Source organism: Streptomyces showdoensis (assembly GCF_039535475.1).
Classification (GTDB): Bacteria; Actinomycetota; Actinomycetes; order Streptomycetales; family Streptomycetaceae; genus Streptomyces; species Streptomyces showdoensis.
This window is the reverse complement of record NZ_BAAAXG010000010.1, coordinates 57,591-79,465: the sequence shown is the minus strand read 5'-3', so window position 1 is coordinate 79,465 and position 21,875 is coordinate 57,591. Positions and strand designations below refer to the sequence as shown.

At 76.3% G+C, this 21,875-nt stretch carries 20 protein-coding genes; 11 read left to right on the top strand and 9 right to left on the bottom strand.

Annotated elements, in window-relative coordinates; genetic code table 11:
- The first annotated feature begins 105 nt into the window (after positions 1-105).
- From ABD981_RS05790 to ABD981_RS05770, 5 genes are all read left to right on the top strand, one after another.
- Entirely contained in the window at positions 106-1,632 is a 1,527-nt protein-coding gene (locus ABD981_RS05790) for an FGGY family carbohydrate kinase (RefSeq protein WP_123954584.1), read from the top strand.
- Positions 1,629-3,050 (top strand): FAD-dependent oxidoreductase, encoded by a 1,422-nt coding sequence (locus ABD981_RS05785; protein WP_046908532.1) that lies wholly within the window; start codon positions 1,629-1,631, stop codon positions 3,048-3,050. Before ABD981_RS05790 ends, ABD981_RS05785 begins: the two co-directional genes overlap by 4 nt.
- Positions 3,051-3,139: 89 nt before the next feature.
- Positions 3,140-4,366: an FAD-dependent oxidoreductase gene (locus tag ABD981_RS05780; RefSeq protein WP_046908625.1), complete on the top strand. Its 1,227-nt coding sequence runs from the start codon at positions 3,140-3,142 to the stop codon at positions 4,364-4,366.
- A 5-nt stretch (positions 4,367-4,371) separates the two neighbouring features.
- A complete protein-coding gene (locus tag ABD981_RS05775) occupies positions 4,372-4,851 on the top strand; it encodes an NUDIX hydrolase (RefSeq protein ID WP_046908531.1) in 480 nt (159 codons plus the stop codon).
- A 62-nt stretch (positions 4,852-4,913) separates the two neighbouring features.
- Positions 4,914-5,159 (top strand): hypothetical protein, encoded by a 246-nt coding sequence (locus tag ABD981_RS05770; RefSeq protein WP_046908530.1) that lies wholly within the window; start codon positions 4,914-4,916, stop codon positions 5,157-5,159.
- A gap of 43 nt (positions 5,160-5,202) precedes the next feature.
- On the opposite strand, the gene ABD981_RS05765 is transcribed toward ABD981_RS05770, so the two are convergent.
- A complete protein-coding gene (locus ABD981_RS05765; RefSeq protein ID WP_046908529.1) occupies positions 5,203-7,116 on the bottom strand; it encodes an NAD-binding protein in 1,914 nt (637 codons plus the stop codon).
- 223 nt (positions 7,117-7,339) lie between these two features.
- Here ABD981_RS05765 and ABD981_RS05760 point away from each other — a divergent pair, with 223 nt between their 5' ends.
- A complete protein-coding gene (locus ABD981_RS05760; RefSeq protein WP_345528168.1) occupies positions 7,340-8,575 on the top strand; it encodes a D-alanyl-D-alanine carboxypeptidase family protein in 1,236 nt (411 codons plus the stop codon).
- 10 nt (positions 8,576-8,585) lie between these two features.
- Here the strand turns inward: ABD981_RS05760 and ABD981_RS05755 are convergent, their stop codons facing one another.
- Complete coding sequence (locus ABD981_RS05755) at positions 8,586-8,924, bottom strand: DUF3040 domain-containing protein (protein WP_046912452.1); 339 nt, start codon at positions 8,922-8,924, stop codon at positions 8,586-8,588.
- 70 nt (positions 8,925-8,994) lie between these two features.
- Positions 8,995-9,264 carry a DUF5133 domain-containing protein gene (locus ABD981_RS05750; RefSeq protein ID WP_046912451.1) on the bottom strand — a complete coding sequence of 90 codons (270 nt, stop codon included), beginning with the start codon at positions 9,262-9,264 and terminating at the stop codon, positions 8,995-8,997.
- A gap of 182 nt (positions 9,265-9,446) precedes the next feature.
- Between ABD981_RS05750 and ABD981_RS05745 the strand changes: the two genes are divergently transcribed.
- Entirely contained in the window at positions 9,447-10,487 is a 1,041-nt protein-coding gene (locus ABD981_RS05745; RefSeq protein WP_046912450.1) for an NAD-dependent epimerase/dehydratase family protein, read from the top strand.
- A 47-nt stretch (positions 10,488-10,534) separates the two neighbouring features.
- Here ABD981_RS05745 and ABD981_RS05740 read toward each other — a convergent pair whose 3' ends face one another.
- The gene (locus ABD981_RS05740; protein ID WP_046912449.1) at positions 10,535-11,428 is read right to left on the bottom strand and encodes a glutathione S-transferase C-terminal domain-containing protein; all 894 of its coding nucleotides are present in this window, start codon (positions 11,426-11,428) and stop codon (positions 10,535-10,537) included.
- A 458-nt stretch (positions 11,429-11,886) separates the two neighbouring features.
- Here ABD981_RS05740 and ABD981_RS05735 point away from each other — a divergent pair, with 458 nt between their 5' ends.
- The 4 genes from ABD981_RS05735 to ABD981_RS05720 all read left to right on the top strand — a co-directional run bounded on the left by ABD981_RS05735 (position 11,887) and on the right by ABD981_RS05720 (position 16,030).
- A complete protein-coding gene (locus tag ABD981_RS05735; protein ID WP_046912448.1) occupies positions 11,887-12,345 on the top strand; it encodes an RrF2 family transcriptional regulator in 459 nt (152 codons plus the stop codon).
- Between the two features lie 156 nt (positions 12,346-12,501).
- Entirely contained in the window at positions 12,502-13,929 is a 1,428-nt protein-coding gene (locus tag ABD981_RS05730; RefSeq protein ID WP_123955301.1) for an acyl-CoA dehydrogenase family protein, read from the top strand.
- Positions 13,930-14,134: 205 nt separating this feature from the next.
- A complete protein-coding gene (locus ABD981_RS05725; RefSeq protein WP_046912447.1) occupies positions 14,135-15,022 on the top strand; it encodes a universal stress protein in 888 nt (295 codons plus the stop codon).
- 240 nt (positions 15,023-15,262) lie between these two features.
- Positions 15,263-16,030 carry a CAP domain-containing protein gene (locus ABD981_RS05720; protein WP_345528160.1) on the top strand — a complete coding sequence of 256 codons (768 nt, stop codon included), beginning with the start codon at positions 15,263-15,265 and terminating at the stop codon, positions 16,028-16,030.
- A gap of 19 nt (positions 16,031-16,049) precedes the next feature.
- Here the strand turns inward: ABD981_RS05720 and ABD981_RS05715 are convergent, their stop codons facing one another.
- The 5 genes from ABD981_RS05715 to ABD981_RS05695 form a co-directional block, all read right to left on the bottom strand.
- On the bottom strand, positions 16,050-17,609 hold the full coding sequence (locus tag ABD981_RS05715; RefSeq protein ID WP_046910483.1) for a sigma-70 family RNA polymerase sigma factor: 1,560 nt from the start codon (positions 17,607-17,609) through the stop codon (positions 16,050-16,052).
- Positions 17,610-17,736: 127 nt separating this feature from the next.
- Complete coding sequence (locus ABD981_RS05710; protein ID WP_046910484.1) at positions 17,737-18,027, bottom strand: hypothetical protein; 291 nt, start codon at positions 18,025-18,027, stop codon at positions 17,737-17,739.
- A 106-nt stretch (positions 18,028-18,133) separates the two neighbouring features.
- Positions 18,134-20,359, bottom strand: a complete 2,226-nt coding sequence (locus tag ABD981_RS05705) for an NADP-dependent isocitrate dehydrogenase (protein WP_046910485.1) — start codon at positions 20,357-20,359, stop codon at positions 18,134-18,136.
- A 45-nt stretch (positions 20,360-20,404) separates the two neighbouring features.
- The gene (locus tag ABD981_RS05700) at positions 20,405-21,442 is read right to left on the bottom strand and encodes a phosphoesterase (RefSeq protein WP_123954953.1); all 1,038 of its coding nucleotides are present in this window, start codon (positions 21,440-21,442) and stop codon (positions 20,405-20,407) included.
- Positions 21,443-21,517: 75 nt separating this feature from the next.
- On the bottom strand, positions 21,518-21,811 hold the full coding sequence (locus tag ABD981_RS05695; RefSeq protein ID WP_046910486.1) for a hypothetical protein: 294 nt from the start codon (positions 21,809-21,811) through the stop codon (positions 21,518-21,520).
- Between the last annotated feature and the right edge of the window lie 64 nt (positions 21,812-21,875).

Genomic DNA, 21,875 nt, shown 5'->3' with positions numbered 1-21,875 from the left:
CGGGTTCACCGGGGAAACCTTGACGCGGCGCCCCGGCTGCATCAGGCTGACCGGTTCCACGATCAAGGACCTCCACCCACCGCACAGCAGCAGGGAGTCGCGCGCATGACGGGCCCGGTACTCGCCGTCGACCAGGGCACGTCGGGCACCAAGGCGCTCGTCGTCTGCCCCGCGCGCGGGGTGATCGGGAGCGGATTCACCCCCGTGCACCCGCGCGCCCTGCCCGGCGGCCTGGTCGAGGTCGACCCCCGTGAGCTGTACGACTCCGTGGTCGCGGCCGGCCGGACCGCACTCGCCGAGGCCGGGGAGCCCGCCGTCGCGGTGGGCCTCGCCAACCAGGGCGAGACGGTGCTCGCCTGGGACCCTGCGACCGGCGCACCGCTCACCGACGCCCTCGTCTGGCAGGACCGCAGGGCCGCCCAGCTGTGCACTCAACTCGCAGAGCACGAAGGCGAGTTGAAACGTATCACCGGTCTGCCGCTCGACCCTTACTTCGCCGCCCCCAAGATGGCCTGGATCCGCCGCAGCCTCACCGGCGCCGGTGTCGTCACCACGAGCGACGCCTGGCTCGTGCACCGGCTCACGGGCGCCTTCGTCACCGACGCCGCCACCGCGGGCCGCACCGGGCTGCTCGACCTCGACACCGCCGCCTGGTCCGGACCCGCCCTCGACGTCTTCGGCCTCGCCGGGGAGCGCCTGCCGCGCGTGGTGGACTGTGACACCCCGGTCGGCACCACCACCGCCTTCGGCCCGCCGCTCCCCCTGACCGGACTCCTCGTCGACCAGCAGGCGGCCCTCCTCGCCCAGGACGTGACCGAGCCCGGCACCGCCAAGTGCACCTACGGCACCGGGGCGTTCCTGCTCGCCCAGACGGGGACCGTGCCGCGCCGCGGCGACTCCGGCCTGGTCTCCTGCGTGGCCTGGCGGCTGCGCGGGCGGACCAGCTACTGCCTGGACGGGCAGGTGTTCACGGCCGCGTCCGCCGTCCGGTGGCTCACCGGTCTCGGGGTGATCGCGGGCGCGGCCGACCTCGACCCCGTCGGCGGCGCCGTCCCCGACGCGGGCGGCGTCACCTTCGTCCCCGCGCTCACCGGGCTCGCGGCCCCCTGGTGGCGCGGCGAGGTGCGCGGCTCGCTCACCGGACTCGGCCTCGACACCGGACCCGGCCACCTGGTCCGGGCCCTGTGCGAGGGCATCGCCGCGCAGGTCGTGGAGCTCGCCGGCGCCGCCGCGGCCGACCTGGGCGCCCCGCTCACCGCGCTGCGGGTCGACGGCGGCCTCACCCGGTCCGCACTGCTCATGCAGACCCAGGCCGACCTCCTCCAGCGGCCCGTCGAGGTCTCCGCGCTCCCGGACGCCACCGCGCTCGGCGTGGCGGCGGTCGCCCGGCTCGGCCACACCCCGGGACTCGCCGTCCACGAGGCCGTGCCCGACTGGAAGCCGTCCGCCGTGTACGAGCCCCGGATCACGCCCGCCGAGGCCGCGGAGCGCCTGGGCCGCTTCCGTACCGCGGTGGCACGGCTGCTGGCCGAAGGGGCCGCCACCGCGCCCGGCGGGACCGCCACGGCACCGGGCGGGGCCCCGGCGGCACCCGGCGCACCCGCCGTCGCACCCGGTGGGACCGCCGCGTGACCGTCACCCGGCGCGGGGCCCTCCCGGACGGACCGGGCCCGGGCGCCGCGTACGACGTCACCGTGGTCGGCGCGGGCGTGGTGGGCTGCGCCATCGCCCGCGAGCTCGCCAGGTACTCGCTGCGGGTCGCGCTCGTGGAGGCCTCCGGGGACGTCGGCGAAGGCAGCTCCAAGGCCAACACGGCGATCCTGCACACCGGTTTCGACGCCGTCCCCGGCTCCCTGGAGGCCCGGCTGGTCCGCGAGGGCGGCCGGCTGCTCGCCGCGTACGCCCGGGAGACCGGCATCCCCGTCGAGCCGGTCGGCGCGCTGCTGGTCGCCTGGGACGAGGAGCAGCTCGCCGCGCTCCCCCGGCTCGCCGCCAAGGCCGAGCGCAACGGCCACCACGGCACGCGGCCCGTCGGCGCGGCGGAACTGCGCACCCTCGAACCCCACCTGGGGCCGGGGGCGCTCGGCGCGCTGGCCGTACCCGACGAGTCGGTCGTCTGCCCCTGGACCACCCCGCTCGCCTACGCCACCCAGGCCGTGCGCTCCGGGGTCGACCTCCATCTCGACTGCCCGGTGGAGAAGGTGCGGCCCGGCGGCCCCGGGACCCCGCACCGGCTGATCACCCGGCGCGGCGTGCTGCGCACCCGCTACCTCGTCAACGCCTGCGGCCTGTACGCCGACGCGTTCGACGCCCTGGTCGGGCGGTACGACTTCACCGTCACCCCGCGGCGCGGGCAGCTCCTCGTCTTCGACAAGCTCGCGCGCGGGCTGGTCCGGCACATCCTGCTGCCCGTGCCCGGCGTCCTCGGCAAGGGCGTGCTCGTCGCGCCGACCGTCTACGGCAACGTGCTGCTCGGCCCCACCGCCGAGGACCTCGACGACAAGACGGCCACCGGCTCCACCGCCGAGGGGCTCGCCGCGCTGCGCGCCCAGGGGGGCCGGATCCTGCCCGCGCTGCTCGACGAGGAGGTCACCGCCGTCTACGCCGGGCTGCGGGCCGCCACCGGCGCCGAGGACTACCGGATCGCCGCCCACCCCGGGCTGCGGTACGTGACGGTCGGCGGGATCCGCTCCACCGGACTCACCGCCTCCCTGGCCCTCGGCCGCCACACCGTCGGCCTGCTCGCCGACGCGGGCCTGGAGCTCGGCCCCGAGCGCCCGCTGGCCCCGGTGACGATGCCGAACCTCGGCGAGGCCTTCCCCCGCCCGTACCGCGACGCCGCCCGCATCGCCCGCGACCCCGCGTACGGCGAGATCGTCTGCCACTGCGAGCGGGTCACCCGGGGCGAGATCCGCGACGCGCTCGCCTCCACGGTGCCGCCCGCCTCGCTCGACGGGCTGCGCCGCAGGACCCGGGCGCGGGGCGGGCGCTGCCAGGGCTTCTCCTGCGGGGCCGCCGTGCGGGTGCTGTTCGAGGAGGGGACCCGGTGACGGGAGAGAGCCCGGTGACGGGAGGGGACCCGGTGACGGGAGAGGACCCGGTGACGGCACGGGACCGGGTGGCGGCGGGTGGCGGCGCGGTGGAGCGTGCCGTCGACGTGCTGATCGTCGGCGCGGGCCCGGCCGGCCTGGCCGCCGCCGCGCGGCTCGCGGCGGCGGGAGCGGGCCGGGTCGAGGTCCTGGAGCGGGAGCGGACCGCCGGGGGCGTGCCCCGGCACTGCGCGCGCGGCGGCTTCGGGGCGTTCACCGGACCCGGCTACGCCCGCCGTGCGGTGCGCGCCGCCGTACGGGCCGGGGCGGTGGTCCGCACCGGGGCGGGCGCGACGGGCTGGGCCGGGCCGCTGACCCTGGAGGTCACCGCGCCGACCGGACTGGAACGGATCACCGCCCGGGCCGTGGTCCTCGCCACCGGCGCGCGCGAGCGGCCCCGCGGCGCCCGCCTGGTGCCGGGCAGCCGCCCCGCCGGGGTGTTCGGCACCGGGGAACTCCAGCAGTCCGTCGAGCTGTTCGGGCTGCGCCGGGAGCGGATCGGGCGGCGGGCGGTCGTGGTCGGTTCGGAACCGGTCGCCCGGCACGCGGCGCGCACGCTGCGCCGGGCCGGGGTCACGGTCGCGGCCGTGGTCGCGGACCGGCCGCGCGGACCGCGCCTGCCGGGGCCCGTGCTGCGCGGGGCGACGGTCGTGGAACTCGTCGGCCGGGGGCGCCTGTCGGGCGTCGTGGTGCGCGGCGCGGACGGGCGCACCGGGCTGCTCCGGTGCGACACGGTCGTCTTCACCGGGGACTGGATCCCCGAGCACGAACTGGCCCGCACCGGCGGCGTCCCGCTCGACCGGGCCACCCTCGGGCCGGCCGTCGACCCCGCGTTCCGCACCCCGGTGCCGGGGGTGTTCGCCGTCGGCAACCTGCTGCGGGGCGTGGAGCCCGCCGTGGTGGCCGCGGCGGAGGGCCGGGCGGTCGCCGCCGCCGTCCTCGCCCGGCTCGCGGGCGCGCCCTGGCCGGGCCCCGGGGTCCCGGTCGCCCCGGAGGGCGCCCTGCGCTGGGCCTCCCCCAACCGCCTGACCGGGCCCGCCCCGGCCGTGCTGCTCCGCCCCGCCGACCGGCTGGTCCGCCCGCTCCTCACCGTGACGCAGGACGACCGGATCCTGTACGAGGCCAGGCTCCCCGGGCTCGTGGAGCCGCACCGCTCGCTGCGCCCGCCCACCGGCTGGACGGCGGACGTCGACCCGGCGGGCGGTCCGGTCGTGATCCGGCTCGACGGAACGGGGGCGCGCCCCACTCCCGCTCCCGCCCGGTCTCGGCCACACTGAGCGGTATGCCCGACAAGCGCAGCGCCGGTCTCCTCCTCTACCGCAGGACCGCCGACGGCGGTACGGAGGTGCTCATCGGCCACATGGGAGGCCCGTTGTGGGCCGGGCGGTCGACGGCCGCCTGGTCGATCCCCAAGGGGGAGTACGGGCCCGAGGAGCCGCCCGAGGCCGCCGCGCGGCGGGAGTTCGAGGAGGAGCTGGGACTTCCGCCGCCGGACGGGGAGCCGCTCCCGCTGGGCGAGGTCCGGCAGGCCAACGGAAAGACCGTCACCGTGTGGGCCGTCGAGGCGGATCTCGACCCGGAGCGCATCGTGCCGGGCACGTTCACCATGGAGTGGCCGCCCCACTCGGGCGTGGTGCGGGAGTTCCCGGAGCTGGACCGGGTCGGCTGGTTCTCCTTCGAGGCGGCGGCGCCCCTGCTGGTGGCCGGTCAGCAGGCCTTCCTGGAGCGCCTCGCGGCGCAGCTCGGCGGGCCAGAGGCCTGATTGTCAGACCCGTAGGAGAGGGTGGTGGCGACGACCGCCGCAAGCTCGAGAGGGAGCCCGACATGACGACGATCACCGGCCGTGAGCGCGCCGCCGCCCAGGCCTACCTGCGCCTGCTCGAATCCACCCAGGCGGTGCTCGCCGATCCGCGCCTGGAGCCGTACGCGGCGGCGATGCTCACGCATCCGATGGCCGAGGCCGACCAGGCGCTGCGCGAAGCGGGCTTCTCGGGGAACGAAGCCCATCTGCTGCACCTGGTGGCGTCCCTGCGGGCGTCTCCCGCCGTGGAACGGGGAAGGCCCGTGTGAGCCGGACCGGACGGTCCGGCTCGCACGGGCCTCGCCCGTTGCGTCAGGTCCGGACGGCGGAGCGGCGGCCGAGGAGTTCGGCGAGGCCTCGGCGGGTGGCGGCGACCACGACCCGGTCGCCGGGGCCGAGGACCTCGCCCGGCGGCACCTGCCAGACCAGGCCGTAGCCGGCCCGGTTCGCGGGCACCCCGGCCGCCCCCCGGGCGATGACCCGCCAGGCGCCGGGCCGGAACGCCTGGGCGACCGTCCGGCCCTCCAGGAGCGGATGGTCCGTGACGTCGAGCGCGGCGAAGAGCAGCACCCGGCGTTCCACGGGGATGGCGCCCAGGACCTGGCGGCCCATCATCGCCCCGGCGAACGCGGGCGCCGACAGGTGCGAGACGCTGCGGCTGCGGGTGAGGGCGCCGGGGTGCGCGGCGCGCAGGGTGCGGTAGACGGCGGTGGCGAAGTCGTCGTCGTACAGGCGCAGCGCCACGCGCAGGTCGGGGCTGATCGACCGGGCGTGCAGCGCCGCCTCCAGGTTGGTGATGTCGACGCTGGTCAGGGCGAGCAGGGCGCGTGCCCGGTGGATGCGGGCGGCCTCCAGGACGCCCTCCTCGGTGACGTCGCCGATGACCGTGGGCACCCGCAGCCGGCGGGCGAGCGCGAGGCCGCGGGCCTCCGGGTCGGCCTCGACGCAGACCACCGGGATGTTCATCCTGCGCAGCCGGGCGAGCACCCGGGTGCCGACCTTGCCGAGACCGAGCAGCACCACGTGTCCGGACAGTCCGCGCGGCGGGCGGCGCAGGGTGGTCGCGGACCGGAAGGTGCCGAGGGCTTCGAGGAGGGCGGCGACGAGGACGGGCAGCAGGAGCAGCCCCACGAAGCCGGCGAGGATCTGGAGCAGCTGACGGCTGGTCGGCTCGCCCACCGCGGGGTCGCCGATCGCGAAGACGTCGAGCAGGGTCAGGTAGGCGGCGTGCAGGGGGTGGTCCCCGGTGGCGAACGTCGAGGCCAGGGCGAGCGCGAGGACGGCGGCCGCCACGCCCGCGAGGGACCAGCGCAGCCGCCGGGAGAAGAGCGAGCCGACGGGCAGCGAGGAGCCGCCGAACCAGCCGGTGGCCTGCGCCGGGCCCTCGTAGCTGACGGCTTCCAGGGCGACGATCCCGCGCCCGGTGGCGGCGGCGACGGCCGCGTCGTCCGGGAGCAGTTGCGGGCCCTGGTCGCCGCTGAGCTCGGAGCCCTCGCTGCCGGCCGGGTCGCTGGCCGTCGCGGAGAGCAGCGCCAGGGTGCACAGGCCCGGGTCGGCGACCTCGCCGCGCGCGGGCGGGGTGCGGTCGACGGCGTGCAGCAGCAGGCCGCCGGCCTGGATCACCTTCTTGCTCCCGGCGATGGCGGTGGCGGCCAGGGCGGGCGCGGCGGTGTCGGCGTCGGACAGGACGGTCGTCGCCGCGTCGAGCTTCTCGGGGTCGAGGCCGGGTTCGGAGACGGCCGCGGCCTGGTCGAGGAGGGTGGCCAGGTGCTGCCCGAGCTTGCGGTTGTAGAGCCGGATGACCAGGCGGAGCCTGGGGTTGAGCCGGCGGGCGGCGAGCGCGGCCCGGATGTTGCGCTCGTCGTCCTCGTGCACCAGGGCGAGCGCGGCGGCGCGCTCCACGCCCGCGTCGAGCAGGGCCTGGTCGTCGGCCTCGCCGGTCTCCATGACCCGGATCGACCGGGCCGGCGGCCCGCCGCGTGGGTCGCCCCCGGACCCCGCCCCGCCCGTGGTGCCCGCCGCGCCCGCGGTGCCCGTCGCGGCGGCGGTCCTGCTGACGGCCGCGGTGACCCGTCCGAAGAGCGCCGCCGCCCGCCCCGTGCGGGCCGCGGGGCGGCTGGGCGTCTCGACGGGCGCGGGGACGAGCAGGGTGACGCGCTCCCCGTACATCTCGTGCAGCTCGGCCGCGAGACGGTGGGCCAGCACGTCGTCGCCGCAGACGATCATGTGCTCGGCGGGGGCGGGGCCGTCGGAGCCCGGCGGGGCAACGGGCCTGCTCTGGTTCGGGAATGAGGACACGTCACCAGCATGCCCTGCGCCACCGACAGCCCGGACGGCACCCGCGCCCCCGGCCCCGCCGGGGGCGACGCGCCCACCCTCCGGCAGAGCCGCTACGCCGGTCGGCGCACTCCGCCCTGCGGGCTCCGCGGCGCGTTCCTAGGGTGGCTGAATGATCGTCATGCCAGCTGTTCGTCATGCCGCCGCCGGTGCCGCGGTGCTGCTGCTCGTCCTGCCGGTCCCCACGGCCTCGGCCTCCTCCGTCGCCGAGCCCACCCCTCCGGTGCGGTCGTTCGTCGATCCCGCCCGGCTCGACCGTTCCGGCACGCAGGTGGAGGCGCTGCGGGGCGCGCCCGGTCTGCCCTCGGTGTCGGCCCTCTCGTGGGTGGTGGCCGACGCGACCACCGGCGAGGTGCTCGCGGCCCGCGACGCGCACCGGCCGCTGCCGCCGGCGAGCACCCTGAAGACCCTGTTCGCGCTGACCGCGCTGCCGCGGCACGACGGGGGCGAGCGGCACACCGTCAAGGACGAGGAGCTGACCGGCATCGGGGAGGGGAGCAGCCTCGTCGGGGTGAAGGAGGGCTACACGTACAAGGTGTCGGACCTGTGGAACGGCGTCTTCCTCAGCTCCGGCAACGACGCGGTGCACGTCCTGGCCGCGATGAACGGCGGCTGGGAGTCGATGACCCGGCAGATGCAGGAGAAGGCGCGCGCCTTGGGCGCCCGCGACACCCACGTGGTCTCGCCGGACGGCTACGACGCGCCGGGCCAGGTGTCCTCCGCGTACGACCTGGCGGTCTTCGGGCGCGCGGGCCTGCAGGACCCGCAGTTCACCCGCTACTGCTCGACCCGTTACGCGGACTTCCCGGCCGGATCCTGGTCGTACGGCATCGCCAACACCAACCGCCTGCTCACCGGCGCGGACGGGGTGGCGCGCTACCCGGGGCTCATCGGCATCAAGAACGGCTACACGAGCGGCGCCGGGAACACCCTGGTGGTGGGCGCGCGACGCGGGGCCCGCACGCTGGTCGTGTCGGTGATGAACCCGCAGGGCGGCGGCGGGTTCGCCGTGTACGAGGAGGCCCGGGAGCTGCTCGACTGGGGCTTCGAGGCGGCGGGGCGGGTGCGGCCGGTGGGTTCCCTGAAGCCCGCGAAGGCGGTCCGGAAGGAGGCGGCGGGCACCGTGCACGCCGCCGCGCGGCAGGTGGACCGGGCGGGTCCGGAGGTCGCTCCCGCGGCGGCGCCGGCCGGCCCGGCCCGCCCGGTCGGGGCGGTCGGCGGCGCGCCGCGGCGGGAGGCCGCCCCGTCGGGCAGGACGGCCGGGCTCCCGCTGGCGCTGGTGGGTGCGGCGCTCGGCGCGGCGCTCTCCCTGTGGCTCTGGCGGCGGTTCGGGGCGCGCGGGAACTGAGGGGTGCGCCTCAGCGGTCCGGCTCGTCCGGGCGGGGCCGCTCCGCTCCCGTCAGGTGGCGCCGGGACCAGCGCAGCAGCAGCCGGAGCCCGCACACCAGCGTCACCACCCACACCACGGCGAAGGCCCAGATCAGCGGGGGCGACTCGGTGGCGACGGCGGCCACGAAGAGGCCGAGCGCCACCGCGCCGAGGAGGAGGGTGGCCCGTCCGCCCAGGAGGCGGATCCGCGGCCGGTGCCGCGGCCGCCCGGAGCGAAGGCCCCGGGCCAGGGACCGGTCCGCGCCCAGGCCCTGTTCGATCTCGGCCAGGATGCGCCGCTCCCGCGGCGAGAGCCGTGCCTCGTCCATCGCCGACACCTCCAGGCGGGCGGCGCAGCACGTCCGGCCGGCGTGCCCGGGCCGTGGTCGCCCACCCTCCCTAGTCTGCGCCCACCGGGCCCCGCGCGTGCCGTCCGGCGGCTCCCGGGGCCATGGCGGCGACGGCCGGCCGGGGCGTGGCGAGGTAGTGCTCGGCGGCGTGGACCGCCTCGTGGGCGCTCCGGACCCCCATGAGGACGCAGAGGGTGTACGAGGTGTCCTCCAGCCGTCGGCGGACCGCGGGGTCGCACGGCCGGGACAGGACCTTCCGTTCCTGGGCGCGGTAGCTCCGCAGCAGCCGGTCGATCGTGTTGCGGTCGGGGAGCAGCATCCGTTCCTCCTGGTACGCCCTGGCCCCCCGACCCCACCATCCTCGGGGCACATCCTCACCGACGCGACCCGCGGCGCGACGCTCCGTGACCGGGCCCTCCTCCCCGCGTGCGCGGGCGGCGCCGAGGGCGGAAGGTCGAGATGAGGGGAAGGCCGGGGTCGGGAAGGTCGGAGGGTCAGGTCATGAACCCGAGCGATCGCCTGCGGGTCGTCGTCACCGGCGCCACCGGGAACGTCGGCACGAGTCTGGTCCGCGCCCTGGAGCGGGAGCCGAGGGTCGGCTCCGTGCTCGGTCTGGCCCGCCGGCTGCCGCGGCTGGAGCTCGCGAAGACGGAGTGGGCGGAGCTGGACCTGTCGCAGGAGGCCGCCGGGCCCCGGCTCGCCCAGTACGTGGAGGACGCGGACGCGGTCGTCCACCTGGCCTGGCGCTTCCAGCCGACGCACGACCCGGTGGAGACCTGGCGGACCAACGTGCTCGGCGCGGTACGGGTCTTCGACGCGGTCGCCGCCGCGCACGTCCCGGTCCTGGTGCACGCCTCGTCGGTCGGCGCCTACTCCCCCGGGCCGGAGGGCGGCCCGCCCGTCTCGGAGTCCTGGCCGACGCACGGCTGGCCGGGGGCCGCGTACACCCGGGAGAAGGCGTATCTGGAGCGGGTCCTGGACACCTTCGAGCGGGACCACCCGCAGACGCGGGTGGTCCGGATGCGGCCCGGATTCCAGTTCAAGGAGGAGTCGGCGAGCGAGCAGCGGCGGATCTTCGCGGGGCGCTTCCTCCCCGGCCGGCTCTTCCGGCCGGACCTGCTCCCGCTGGTGCCGGAGCTGTCCGGCCTGCGGTTCCAGGCCTTGCACACCGATGACGCGGCCGATGCCTACCGGCGCGCGCTGCTGCGGGACGTGCGGGGCGCGTTCAACCTGGCGGCCGGTCCGGTGGTCGACGCCGGGACGCTCGCCGGGCTGCTCGACGCCCGCCCGGTGAAGGTGCCGAACGCCGCGGTGCGCGGCGCGCTCGCGACGGCCTGGCGGCTGCGGGTCGCCCCGTCGTCGCCCGGCCTCTTCGACGCGGTGCTGCGGCTGCCGCTGCTGGCCACCGACCGGGCCCGGAGGGAGCTGGAGTGGGCGCCGTCCAGGACCTCGGTCGAGGCCCTGGAGGCGTTCCTGCGCGGGGTCCGCACCGGCGCCGGTGACGCCACGGAGCCGCTCGCGGGCCGGCGTTCCGCGGCCTGACCGCGGTGTCACCGGACCGGCCGTCACCGGTCCGGCGTACGGATCCGTCAGCCCCAGTCGACGATGCGCATGGCGGCGCCGGCCGCCTCCCGGCCCCGGCAGTGGGCGCGGTGGTGGGCGAGGACGGCGTCGATGTCGAGGTGGCGGCCGAACGCGGGGAGTGCGGCGAGCCGTTGGGCGTAGGCCCAGAGCGCGGGGTGTCCGGCGACCCGGTCCATGGCGGCGGCGTCGAGGTGCCAGCGGTGGACGGTGTCGAGCTGGACGAGGGTCACCCAGACGGTGACGTCGGCGGCGGTGGGCGCGTCGCCGAGGACGTACGGGTTCCGGGCGAGCCGTCGTTCGAGGGAGCCGAGCGCGGCGAAGAGCACGGTGAGCGGATCGTGGTGGGCGGCCTGGTCGTCGAGGCCGAGCTCGCCGGCCCGCTGGGCGGCGGCGTGCACGCTGCGCGCGCACAGGTCGGCGACGGCGCGGATCTCGTCCTGGTCGGCCTCGGGGAGGAGTTCGGGTCCGTCGCCGCGGAAGCGCAGGGCGAGGTCGCGCAGGATGTCGGGCACGTGTGTGGAGACGATGCGGCCGGTCCAGTCGTCGCTGAGGACGGGCGCGGCGGCGGGTCCCGTGTACTGGTGGGCGCTGGCCTCGTACAGGGGGCGCAGGGCGGCGTAGCCGCCGTCGGCGGTGTCGGGGGTGGCGGGCAGGACGGTCAGCGGCAGCGTCCCGTCGAGGCCCAGGAGGCTGTGGGTCACGGCGATGCCCAGACAACTGGGGTCGGCGGGTGCCAGATGGAGCCGGTAGCGGTGCGGCACGGCGTAGTGGCCGCTGCGCACGTCGCGGCCGATCCGGCCGCGGAAGGCCGGGGTGGCGGTGGCGGGCACGATCGACGGGACGACGGAGGGAAGGCCGGAGTCGAGGGCGGACGGGGCGGTGGTGGGGATGACGGACATGCTTCTCCCTGGGGTGCTCGGTGCTGGGTCGCGGTGGCGCACGACGGTGTCGGCGCGCGCCCGGAGGCAGCAGAGGTACGGGAAGGAGTCAGGGCACTGGAGCTGCTGGAGCTGCTGAAGGTGCGGAAGTGCCGAGCGGTGGCCGGTGACGGCCGGTGCGGGGCGCGGCGGTGCGGTACGGGGCGGCGTCCGGGATCCCGGGCGGGCGGCTCTGCTCGGCCCGGGTGACGGTGGTCCACCGGTGGCGGTCCGCCGAACGGGCGCTACGCCGCGCTGCAGACCCGCAGCAGGTCGATGTGGCGGCGGGAGGTCAGCGGCAGGGAGCGGGGCAGGCGGGCGGCGTGTGCCCTGTCCGCCGCGTCCGTGGCTCCCATGATTCCCTACCTGTCCGCTCGGTTTCCCGTCCACGAGTGTGGGATCGTCCGCGCCCCCCGTCAAGGGTGCGGAATAATGCTCGTATGCGCATTTCAGCCAGGGCCGACTACGCGGTGCGGGCCGCCCTCCAGCTCGCCGCGGCCCAGGACACCGGGCCGCTGAAGGCCGAGGCCATCGCCGACTGCCAGGGGATCTCCCACAAGTTCCTCGAAGGCATCCTCGGCGACATGCGCAAGGGCGGCCTGGTGCAGAGCCAGCGCGGCGGCAACGGCGGCTACTGGCTGGCGAAGCCGGCCGGGGAGATCTCGGTCGCGGACGTGATCCGCTGCGTGGAGGGCCCGCTGGTCTCCGTGCGCGGGGTGCGCCCGCCGGAGCTGTCGTACACCGGTCCCGCCGAGTCGCTGCTGACCCTCTGGGTGGCGCTGCGGGCGAACGTGCGCAACGTGCTCGACGGGGTGTCGCTGGCGGAGCTGGCCTCGGCGAAGCTGCCGCCCGAGGTCGTGGCGCTCGCCGAGGACCCGGACGCCTGGACCAATCCGTAACCGTCCGGCCGCTCACGCCGCCGCTGGTCAGCCACCCTCCGTTCCACCTTTCAAGATGTCGTTGTCCGCGATGCGGACGCCCCTTGGGGCCCGGGCGGCCCCTCTGCCACTATCCCTACTATTCCAGTGGGGATACTAGGGATCATGTGAGGTGACGTGAGAACGCCGAAGAAGACCGCGATACGGCCCACCTCCGCGCCGGCCGAACGCCCGGCCGACGACGAGATCTGGCCCCGCGTCACCAGAGAGCTCGCCGACGACCTCGCCGTGGACGCCCTGACCAGGGACCGTGCCGGCAAGGCACCCTTCGACGAGGTGGCCCGGCTCCAGGAGGCGGGCCTGCCCGCCCTGCTCACCGCGCCGGGACCGAGCGGCCGCGGCGCCGACTGGCGCACCGCCTGCGGGGTGGTCCGGGAGATCTCCGCCGCCGACGGCTCGATCGGCGAACTCCTCGCCCACCACTGCGTGCTGTCCTGGACCTCGCGGTTCCTCGGCCCCGCCGCGGGACCTCTCGACCTCGACACCCGGACCGCCGACGAGCGCTGGCTGCTCGCCGGGGCCGTCGAGCCGCCGCGCGTGGACCACGCGCCGGCCGGGCTCACCCTGACACCGGCCGGCGGCGGCGCCTACGTCCTCGACGGGCGGCGCGCCTTCGCCTCCGGCGTCACCGTCGCCGACCGGCTGGTCGTCGGCGCCCGCTGTACGGAGACGGGCGACCTGCTCGTCGTCCTGGTCGACCCGGCCCACCCGGCCGTGTTCACCGACGCGGGCGCCGAACGCGTCGGCCAGCGCCTCGCGGGCGCCGGCACGGTCACCTTCGACCAGGTGCCGGTCGCGGCGGGCCAGGTGCTCGGCGCGCTCCCCCAGGACGAGCACGCCGTCGCCCCGTACTCGACCCTCGCACCCCTCGCGCTGCGGCTGCTCCTGGTCCACGTGGGGCTCGGCATCGCCGAGGGCGCGCTCGCCGAGGCCCGCGACATCAGCCGCGCCACCCAGGCCGCGCCGCCACCCGCCGAAGGGGCCCGGGGGCGGGCCGCGTTCGCGACGGACTTCGCGAACGGCTTCGCGGCGGACTTCGCCGCCACGGGCACCGACGGCCGTCCGGGACCCGCCGGCCGCACGGGGATCCCGGGGCTCTCGGGCGCCGCCGGGTTCCCGGCCCCGGGCCCGGTGGGCTTCACCGGCGGCGGACCGGGGGACGACCCGTACCTCCTCCTGGCCTACGGGGAGTTGGCGACGGCCGCGCACGCCGCCGCCGCGGTGGTCGAGCGGGCCACGGACGCCCTCGCCCACGGTCTGGTCGAGGAGCGGGCCCTCGGCGTCGAGGACCTCGCGGACATCGCGGTGCTGGTCGCGGCGGCCGAGACGGTCACCAACCGGGCCGCGGTGGAGATCACCACCCGCATCCTCGAACTGGTCGAGCCGGCGACCGCGGCCCGCCCACACGCCGGCGGCCAGGGTTTCGACCGCTTCTGGCGCAACGTCCGGGCCCTCACGGCCTCGGTCTCGCCGGACCACCGGCTGCGGGACATCGGCGACCACTACCTCAACGGCACCCACGCCCGGCTCACCCTGCTGGCCTAGGCCCCGTCTTTCGGCCCGGCACGATCCGGAGGGCACGGCCTCACGCGTGGCGGCGGAAGGGCCGGCCGCCGAGGGCCGGATCAGGGCCGGACGGCGGGCGGTTCCGGGACCTCCGGCCCTCTCCCCGGACGGCCGATGGGCCCAAGCTGGAGACCGAGGGCCGGCCACCCGGCCGGCCCGACGCCGAGCCGACGGAGGCAGCCTGATGAGTCGTGAGATCGTCGCGGGAGTGGACGGCTCCCCCGAGAGCCTGGCCGCGGCGGACTGGGCCGCCCGCGAGGCGCTGCACCGGGGGCTGCCGCTCCGGCTGGTGCACGCCTGGCGCTGGGAGCCGCTCGACCTGCCGCTCCTCCAGGACCCGGCGACCCAGCAGCAGGCCGCCCAGGGCGTGCTCCGGGAGGCCGAGGCGGCGGTCGCGGAACGCCACCCGGAACTCGCGCTGACCGCCCAGGTCATCGGCGACACCCCGGTCGCCGCGCTGCTCGACACCTCCCGCGAGGCCGACCTGCTCGTCCTGGGCTCGCGCGGGCACGGCGCCGTCACCGGCTACCTCCTCGGCTCGTACGGGCAGCAGGTCATCGCCGCCGCGCGGTGCCCGGTCGTCGCGGTCCGCTCCCGCGACGGCGCCCCGGCCGAACCGCCCGCCGGGGAGATCCTGGTCGGCCAGCAGGGCGGCCCCGAGGACAGCGCGCCCGCGCTGCGGTTCGCCTTCGAGACGGCCGCGGCCCGCGGGGCGGCCGTCAGGGCGGTGCGGGCCTGGAGCCTCCCGCCGCTCCTCGCGTACAGCCCGGCCTCGCTGCGGCTCGCCGACGAGGCCGGCGGGCTCGTGCCGTACGAGGAGAAGGCGCTGCGCGAGGCGCTCGCCCCCTGGCGGGAGCGGTACCCCGACGTCCCGGTGACCGAACACGTGGAACTGGGCAGCGCGGGGCAGGTGCTGCTGTCGGGTTCGGGCGCCGCGCAGCTGCTCGTGGTGGGGCGGCGGGCCCGGCGCGGGGCGCTCGGCTCACGGATCGGTTCGGTGGCGCACGCGGCACTGCACCTCGCCCCCTGCCCGGTCGCAGTGGTCCCGCACGAGGTTGACGCACAAGATTGACGAGGAGTGTCGCGCTGTCCGGGGCCGGAAAGTGTTATCGCCGTCGCCCCGGTGGCTCTCCCGAGTGCCGGACCGTCCGGCGGCCCCGAACAGAGAGCGGAGCCCATGCAGCACGACGCGTACGACGCAGGTGGCACGGACGATCGCCCTGGCCGGCCGCCCGGGCGGGGCACCGTCGGCCGGCACCGCAGGGACACCCGGCGCCGCGGCCGCCCGGGAGCTCCCGGGGGACGCGCGGCGATGACGGCCGGGGCGGTCGCGGCGGCGCTGACGGTCGCGACCGCGCTGTACGTGGCGACGCTCGGCACGCCGGCCGACGCGGGCGCCCGTGCGGCCGCGGCCGGGGCCCTGGCCCCGCTGCCCGTGGCTCCGGCGGCGGACGGCCCGGGAACGGCCGCCGGCGCGGCGCCCGCCTCCGCCCGGGACGCGGGCGCGGCCGCGGTCGTGACCGGGACGTCCGCCGCCGGGCCGGCCGCGCAGGCCGCCACGTCGTCCCCCGGCGCCGTGGAGACCTCGCCGGACCCGGCCGGGCGGACCTCCGCCGACCCGGCCTCGCGGTCCGCTGAGCGCGCGCCTCGCGCGGTGGCGCCGGTGGCGGCGAAGGCGGCTCCCGCGGCGGCGACGGCCGCGCAGTACGTCGACCAGGTCCTCGCCCTCGCCAACGCCGAGCGCCGGAAGGCCGGGTGCGATCCGCTCCGGTCCGACGCCAAGCTGCGGCGGGCGGCGCAGAAGCACGCCGACGACATGGCCGCCCGCGACTACTACGACCACACCACCCCGGAGGGGCGCACCCCGGGCGACCGGATCACCGCGGCGGGGTACGACTGGTCGGCCTGGGGCGAGAACATCTTCCGCGGTCCGCACACGGCCGCGGAGGCGGTCGAGGGCTGGATGAACAGCGAGGGGCACCGGAAGAACATCCTCAACTGCGCGTTCAAGGAGGTCGGCGTCGGGGTGAGCCTCACGGACAACGGCCCGTGGTGGGTGCAGGACTTCGCCTCCCCGTGAGGGCCGTCCGCCGGGCCCCTCAGCCCAGGGGCGTGGCGAGCTCCTGCACCCAGATCGTGCCGTCGGGCCCGCTCACGGCGGCGACGCCGGTGTCCCGGTAGCGGCAGTCGAGCAGGTTGCTGCGGTGCGGGGGGTCGGCCATCCAGTCGGCGACGACGGCCGCCGGGTCGCGCTGCCCCCGGGCGAGGTTCTCGGCCCAGGCGCTCCAGGAGTACCCGACGGTCTCGAAGCGGTTCCCGGCGTCGGTGCCCTCCGGGGTCGTGTGCCCGTAGTAGCCGCGGTCCACCATGTCCCGTCCGTAGGCGCGCGCCGCGGCCGAGAGCTTCGGATCGGCCCGGAGCGGTCCGCACCCCGCCTCGGCCCGGTGGGCGTTGACCAGCGCGTTCACCCGCTCCTCCACGCTGGGGCGCGGCTTCCGGGTCCGGCTGGGGCTCGGCGTCGGGCGTGGCGTGGGCGGCGGGGTCGTGGTGGGCGTGACGGTCGGGGGCGCCTGCACCGGGGGCGGGGGTGCGAGGGTGCGCAGCTCCGCGCGCGGACCGGGGGCGCCGGGCACGAGGAGGAGGACGGCGCCGAGGACGGCGAGGGCGGCGGTGGCCGCGGGCCAGAGGGGGCGGGGCGGGAGGGTGGACGCGCCGTCCGGGACGGCGGATCCGGTGCCGTCCTGAGGCGTGGTTCCCGGATCCTGGACAGGGGATCCCCCGTCACCCGCGGCGGAACCGACTCCGGGATCCTGGACGGCGGATCCGGCCTCGGGGCCCTCCCCGGCGGCCCACCCCGCCGTCTCCATCGCCCCGGTCCCGCCCCGCCCGGCCCAGACGAGCAGCGGCGGCACCAGGCCGAAGCCCACCAGGAGCCCTTCGGCCGGGGCGAGGCCCGTGCGGGTCGGGGCGCAGTGGGGGCAGGTGTCGAGGTGGCGGGCGAGACGTTTGCGCCAGAGCGGGGAGGGGTGGCCGTCCCAGCCGGCGGTGGTCTCGGCGAGCGTGGGGCAGGGCGGTGCCGCGGCGAGGGCGCGGACGACGGTGCGGCCGGTCTCCAGGCGGGCCTTCATGCGCTGGACGCGGACGGCGGCGTGCCGGGGCGGCAGGTCGAGGGCGGCGGCGAGTTCGGCGCGGCTCAGCTCGCCGGCGGCCTCCAGCCACCACAGGGAGAGGAGCTCGCGGTCCTCCTCGTCGAGCCAGCGGGTCGCCTCGGCCACCTCGCGGCGCTGGCCGGTCAGGCCGAGGCGCAGGATGGCGAGCTCGGTGAAGTCGCCGGCCGGGTCGGCGAGGGCCGCGGCCCCGTCGAGGCCGGGCTGGGGCGCCTGCTGGCGTTCGCGCCAGCGGCGCCGTATCCGGTTCATCGCGATGGCGACGATCCAGGAGCGGAAGCGCGCGGGATCGCGCAGGGCCGGGAGGCCGTCGAGGGCGCGGATCATCGTGTCCTGGACGAGGTCGTCCACGTCGGCGTGGCCGTCGAGGGCGCGGCCGACGATGTTGTAGACGAGCGGGAGGTAGGCCCGTACGAGATCGTCACCGGCGCGCGCGTCACCGGCCCGCGCCGCCTCGACGAGCTCGGCGGTGCGGTGCTCGACGCTGTTCATGTCCTGTTGCTCCCTCGTCCCCGGTGACGGTGTCCGCCCGGTGCGGGCCGTCGTCAGGAGACCGCGGGGAGCGGCCCGGACAACACTTTTCCGGGAATCTCCGGCGTGGGTGTCCCGGGGGGGACCGCTACCCCGAGAGGTGCGGCAGGGTCGGCACCGTCGCCCCGCCCCCTTCCCGTACCGCCGCGACGACGGCGTCGTGCAGGTCGCGGCTCTCCTCCTCCGATCCGCAGGGAACCGGACTGCCCGACATGGTGAACCAGTCGGATGCGCCGCTGTACTGCACGGCCACACGTGCCTCGGCGTCGATGTAGGTGGTGTGCACGGTCAGGTCGCCCGTGAGCACACCGGCCTCGACGGTCAGCACCCCGCCCCGCCCGGTGTAGACACCGGCGGTCGTCCATGATGCCCAGCTCATCCATCCAGACTCACACCCGGACGGCGGATGCGCCACCGACGCGACCGCCCCGGCCGGACGGATGTCCGGCCGGGGCGGCCCTGGTCCCGCGTCGGGTCCTCGCTGATCAGGCGAGGGTGGCGACGGCCTCGTTGAAGGTCGCGGACGGGCGCATCACGGCCGCGGCCTTGGCCGGGTCGGGCTGGTAGTAGCCGCCGATCTCCGCGGGAGAGCCCTGGACGGCGACCAGCTCGTCGACGATCTTCTGCTCGTTGGACGCGAGGGTCTCGGCCAGCGGCGCGAAGGCCTTGGCGAGCTCCGCGTCCTCGGTCTGGCGCGCCAGCTCCTGGGCCCAGTACAGGGCCAGGTAGAAGTGGCTGCCGCGGTTGTCGATGCCGCCGAGGCGACGGGTCGGCGACTTGTCCTCGTTGAGGAAGGTGCCGGTCGCGCGGTCGAGGGTGTCGGCCAGGATCTGGGCGCGGGCGTTGCCCGTGGTGGCCGACAGGTGCTCGAAGGAGGCGGCCAGGGCGAAGAACTCGCCGAGGCTGTCCCAGCGGAGGTAGTTCTCCTTGACGAGCTGCTGGACGTGCTTCGGGGCGGAGCCGCCGGCGCCCGTCTCGAACAGGCCGCCGCCCGCCATCAGCGGGACCACGGAGAGCATCTTGGCGCTGGTGCCCAGCTCCAGGATCGGGAAGAGGTCGGTCAGGTAGTCACGGAGGACGTTGCCGGTGACCGAGATGGTGTCCTCGCCGCGGCGGATGCGCTCCAGGGAGAACTTCGTGGCCTCGACCGGGGACAGGACCTTGATCTCCAGGCCCTCGGTGTCGTGCTCCGGCAGGTAGGCGTCGACCTTGGCGATCAGCTGCGCGTCGTGGGCGCGGGTCTCGTCCAGCCAGAAGACGGCCGGGGCGCCGGTGGCGCGGGCGCGGGTGACGGCAAGCTTGACCCAGTCCTGGATCGGCAGGTCCTTGGTCTGGCAGGCGCGGAAGATGTCGCCCTCGGCGACCTCCTGCTCCAGCACGGTGGCGCCGGAGGCGTCGACGAGGCGGACGGTGCCGGCCGCGGCGATCTCGAAGGTCTTGTCGTGGGAGCCGTACTCCTCGGCCTTCTGCGCCATGAGGCCGACGTTCGGGACGGAGCCCATGGTCGACGGGTCGAAGGCGCCGTGGGCGCGGCAGTCCTCGATCACGGCCTGGTAGACGCCGGAGTAGGAGCTGTCCGGGAGGACGGCGAGGGTGTCGGCCTCCTGGCCGTCCGGGCCCCACATGTGGCCGGAGGTGCGGATCATGGCCGGCATCGAGGCGTCGACGATGACGTCGGACGGCACGTGCAGGTTGGTGATGCCCTTGTCGGAGTCGACCATGGCGAGGGCCGGACCCTCGGCCAGCTCGGCGTCGAAGGAGGCCTTGATCTCCTCGCCGAGGCCGTGCGGGATGGACTCCAGGCCCTTGAGCACGGTGCCGAGGCCGTCGTTGGCGGACAGGCCGGCGCCGGCCAGGACCTCTCCGTACTTGGCGAAGGTCTGCGGGAAGAAGGCGCGCACGACGTGGCCGAAGACGATCGGGTCGGAGACCTTCATCATCGTGGCCTTGAGGTGCACGGAGAAGAGCACGTCCTCGGCCTTGGCGCGGGCGACCTGCTCGGAGAGGAAGGTGCGCAGGGCCTCGACGCGCATGACGGAGGCGTCGACGACCTCGCCGGCGAGGACCGGGACGGACTCGCGGAGCACGGTGACGGTGCCGTCGGCGGCGACGTGCTCGATGCGCAGGGCACCGGCCTCGGCGATGGTGGCGGACTTCTCGGTGGAGCGGAAGTCGTTCTCGCCCATGGTCGCCACGTTGGTCTTGGACTCGGGGGTCCAGGCGCCCATGCGGTGCGGGTGGGTCTTGGCGTAGTTCTTCACGGCGCCGGGCGCGCGGCGGTCCGAGTTGCCCTCGCGCAGGACCGGGTTGACGGCGCTGCCCTTGATCTTGTCGTAGCGGGCGCGGACGTCCTTGTCCTCGTCGCTCTGCGGGTCGTCCGGGTAGTCCGGGAGGGCGTAGCCCTGCTCCTGGAGCTCCGCGATCGCGGCCTTGAGCTGCGGGATCGAGGCCGAGACGTTCGGCAGCTTGATGATGTTGGCCTCGGGCGTCTTGGCGAGCTCACCGAGCTCGGCGAGGGCGTCCGCGATGCGCTGGCCCTCTTCGAGCCGCTCGGGGAAGCTGGCGATGATGCGCCCGGCCAGGGAGATGTCACGCGTCTCGACGTTGATCCCGGCCGTCGAGGCGTACGCCTGGATCACGGGCAGGAACGAGTACGTCGCCAGGGCGGGCGCCTCGTCAGTGTGCGTGTAGATGATGGTCGAGTCAGTCACCGGGTGTGCTCCGCTCCACGTCTGCGTCTGCGAGATTGCTCGACATCAAGATATCTCGTGATCGGGGTCCTCGGGAAAGGGGTCCTCCGGAACCGGACTCGCGAGCCGGTACGGGGCGGGCCCCGGGTCCAGGTCGACGTGGCGCAGCAGGCCGAGCAGCAGGGCGGCGACGCCCGCGCCGGTGCCCGCGGCGAGGGCCTGGCCGCAGCGATGGGCGGTCCGGGCCAGGTCGGCGGGGAGCGGGCCGGGACCCGGCAGGCAGGAGAGCAGCAGGTACGCCCCGGTGGCGAGCCCGGCGGCGGCGACCAGGACGAGCGGGACGGCGACGAGGAGCCGCTGCGGGGGCAGGCGGCGCCGGGGAGCGGGGCGGATCTTGCCCTTGCGGGCGAGGAGGGCGACGACCGCGGCGAAGCCGGCGAGCACCAGCAGGTCGGCGGCGATCACGTCGCCGGGCCGGAGCCGCCCGGAGGCGATGCCGTACGCGCCGAGGGCGGCGGCCCACAGGGCGGCGAGGCCCACGACGACCGCCCGCAGCCGGTGCGGCACGACCAGGACGAGGCCGAGGGCGGTGCCGGCGGCGAGCACCGAGGTACTGCTCGGGAAGCCGCTCCGCACGACGGCGCCCGAGGCGTCGACGAGGTGCGGGCCGGGCGCGTACCGCTGGAGGAGCTCGGCGGCGACCAGGGCGGCGGCCACGGTGCCGAGGGCGGCGCCGGTCAGGGCGTACCGCCGGCGCAGCGCGCCGACGCCGGCGAGCAGCAGAGGGGCGAGGACCAGGGAGAGGGTGCCGAGGCCGCGGAGCGAGGGGTGCTCGCGGAGGAACTGGGCGACGGCGGGGTCGGCGAGCCGCCCGGCGAGCGCGGCGTCCCCCCAGCGTCTGCCGGTCGCGGTGAGGACGAGACCCGCGTAGGCGACGGTGAGCAGGAGGACGGCGGCGAGGCAGGCGCGCCGCATGCGTATGCGGATGCGGGCGCTGAACGATCCGGCGGCCTCGGCGGCGACGGCGGCGTACCACCAGGTGTCACCGGCCGTCGCGACGCTCCTCGGGGAGCCGCCGGTACGGGGCCTGTCGAAGGGTGCCATGCCTCGATTCGACCCCGGCACGGGCGGGACCGCCCGCTGGAGGCACCCGAACGACACGCGGCGGGGCGCCGGGCGTCAGGGGGTGCGCTTCGACATCTGGGCGACGACGGAGACGAGCAGGCCGGCGAGGAGGAGGCCCATGCCGGCGAGGGAGACGGTCGAGCGGACCGCGGTGTCGTCGGACAGGAGCGAGGCGGCCTGGACGAAGAGGGCCGTGGCCATCATGATCTGCGCCCAGCCGAACACCGCGGGACGCTGGATGTGACGCCGCTGCCGGCGGAACGTCCAGCCCGTGCGGATCGCGGCGATCCCGCTGATCAGGAGAAGGATTCCGAGTACGACGCTCGGTATGCCCAGATACGAGCTCATGACGTGCCCCCAGCCCGGTGGTCCCGCTGTCGGCGCGATCATGCCACAGCCGTGCGCCGTCCGC